Below are 2,082 nucleotides of genomic sequence, written 5' to 3'. Positions count from 1 at the left end.
GGCATTGAAGATTGGTGGAGGATGACGGGATCGAACCGACGACCCCCTGCTTGCAAAGCAGGTGCTCTCCCAGCTGAGCTAATCCCCCAGTCATACAGATCACGCAACCTGTTCGCCCCGGGGTCCTCACCGGTTAGCTGCAGCCACCGCAGAAACAGTGGTGGGTCTGGATGGATTCGAACCATCGACCCCCGCCTTATCAAGACGGTGCTCTAACCAACTGAGCTACAGACCCCTGAGTCTGTCTGCGTATCTGTCCTGATTTCACAGCCGATAAGCGTGAGCGCTCAACGCTTTGACACGTCTAGCTCGAGAAAGGAGGTGATCCAGCCGCACCTTCCGATACGGCTACCTTGTTACGACTTCACCCCAGTCATGAATCCTACCGTGGTGACCGTCCTCCTTGCGGTTAGACTAGCCACTTCTGGTAAAACCCACTCCCATGGTGTGACGGGCGGTGTGTACAAGACCCGGGAACGTATTCACCGCGGCATGCTGATCCGCGATTACTAGCGATTCCAGCTTCACGCACTCGAGTTGCAGAGTGCGATCCGGACTACGATCGGTTTTCTGGGATTGGCTCCCCCTCGCGGGTTGGCGACCCTCTGTTCCGACCATTGTATGACGTGTGAAGCCCTACCCATAAGGGCCATGAGGACTTGACGTCATCCCCACCTTCCTCCGGTTTGTCACCGGCAGTCTCCCTAGAGTGCTCTTGCGTAGCAACTAGGGACAAGGGTTGCGCTCGTTGCGGGACTTAACCCAACATCTCACGACACGAGCTGACGACAGCCATGCAGCACCTGTGTTATGGCTCCCTTTCGGGCACCCCGACCTTTCAGCCAGGTTCCATACATGTCAAGGGTAGGTAAGGTTTTTCGCGTTGCATCGAATTAATCCACATCATCCACCGCTTGTGCGGGTCCCCGTCAATTCCTTTGAGTTTTAATCTTGCGACCGTACTCCCCAGGCGGTCAACTTCACGCGTTAGCTTCGTTACTAAGGAAATGAATCCCCAACAACTAGTTGACATCGTTTAGGGCGTGGACTACCAGGGTATCTAATCCTGTTTGCTCCCCACGCTTTCGTGCATGAGCGTCAGTATTGGCCCAGGGGGCTGCCTTCGCCATCGGTATTCCTCCACATCTCTACGCATTTCACTGCTACACGTGGAATTCTACCCCCCTCTGCCATACTCTAGCCCGCCAGTCACAAATGCAGTTCCCAGGTTAAGCCCGGGGATTTCACATCTGTCTTAGCGGACCGCCTGCGCACGCTTTACGCCCAGTAATTCCGATTAACGCTTGCACCCTACGTATTACCGCGGCTGCTGGCACGTAGTTAGCCGGTGCTTATTCTTCCGGTACCGTCATCCTCCCGCCGTATTAGGGCAGAAGTTTTCTTTCCGGACAAAAGTGCTTTACAACCCGAAGGCCTTCTTCACACACGCGGCATTGCTGGATCAGGGTTGCCCCCATTGTCCAAAATTCCCCACTGCTGCCTCCCGTAGGAGTCTGGGCCGTGTCTCAGTCCCAGTGTGGCTGGTCGTCCTCTCAGACCAGCTACAGATCGTCGCCTTGGTAGGCCTTTACCCCACCAACTAGCTAATCTGCCATCGGCCGCCCCTGTAGCGAGAGGTCCTAAGATCCCCCCCTTTCCTCCGTAGAGCGTATGCGGTATTAATCCGGCTTTCGCCGGGCTATCCCCCACTACAGGACACGTTCCGATGTATTACTCACCCGTTCGCCACTCGCCACCAGGATTACTCCCGTGCTGCCGTTCGACTTGCATGTGTAAGGCATGCCGCCAGCGTTCAATCTGAGCCAGGATCAAACTCTTCAGTTCAAACCTGTTACTGTTTTTCGGGCTCTTTCGAACCCGGTCGCTCACTCAACGTACTGACGAATGATCATCCTGCCGCCGTGTTTCCACCCCAGCAGGAAAACCTTCCTTTAATACTAGTGTGAGACTTGATACTTTCGCTTTTGCAGCAGGCCCCGAAGGACCCACCGCCGCGTCGCGCATCAAGCGCCCACACTTATCGGCTGTTAATTTTTAAAGATCGATTACGCATTCACTACC

2 tRNA genes and 1 rRNA gene are annotated in these 2,082 nt (G+C 55.1%); all 3 read right to left on the bottom strand.

The features are described from left to right. Positions 1-12: 12 nt before the first annotated feature. Positions 13-88: transfer RNA gene (locus PQR40_RS38880), tRNA-Ala, on the bottom strand. Positions 89-158: 70 nt separating this feature from the next. Beyond that, positions 159-235, bottom strand: a tRNA-Ile gene (locus PQR40_RS38875). A 79-nt stretch (positions 236-314) separates the two neighbouring features. Further along, a 16S ribosomal RNA gene (locus tag PQR40_RS38870) occupies positions 315-1,845 on the bottom strand. Positions 1,846-2,082: the final 237 nt, after the last annotated feature.

This window comes from Paraburkholderia sediminicola, from assembly GCF_046026855.1.
Taxonomy (GTDB): domain Bacteria; phylum Pseudomonadota; class Gammaproteobacteria; order Burkholderiales; family Burkholderiaceae; genus Paraburkholderia; species Paraburkholderia sediminicola_A.
The sequence above is the reverse complement of the archived record's forward strand: the minus strand, read 5'-3'. Positions and strand labels throughout refer to the sequence as shown.